Raw genomic sequence first — 322 nt, 5'->3', positions numbered from 1 at the left:
TTCGCCCCACTTCCGGCGCAGTCGAAACGGAAAACTCCTTGAGAATCAACGAGTTGAACGTTTCAGGTAGTACCGGATGGCTTCGATCGCAAGGTCGGCAGTGGTGAAAAAGGTGGTTGACAGCGAGTTTAAACGCTGTAGAATTCGCCTCCCGCTGACGAGAGATCGCAGCGAGCCAAGCGGTTGAATTTGAACGAAAAACTTCAAACAAAACGCTTGACAGCAAATGGGGAAAGCGTAGAATCCGCGCCTCGGCTGAAGCGAAACGCTTCGCCAACCGCTCTTTAACAATCGAATCAAGCAATTCGTGTGGGTGCTTGTG

Annotated in this window: 1 protein-coding gene; it reads right to left on the bottom strand. The window is 51.2% G+C overall.

Translation table 11 applies throughout. The features are described from left to right. The coding region (locus tag M2D63_RS25625; protein WP_285865877.1) for a hypothetical protein at window positions 1-322 on the bottom strand (322 nt) is incomplete at both ends.

This window comes from Pseudomonas sp. BJa5 (assembly GCF_030272875.2).
GTDB lineage: Bacteria > Pseudomonadota > Gammaproteobacteria > Pseudomonadales > Pseudomonadaceae > Aquipseudomonas.
This window is presented reverse-complemented; position numbering and strand designations above follow the sequence as displayed.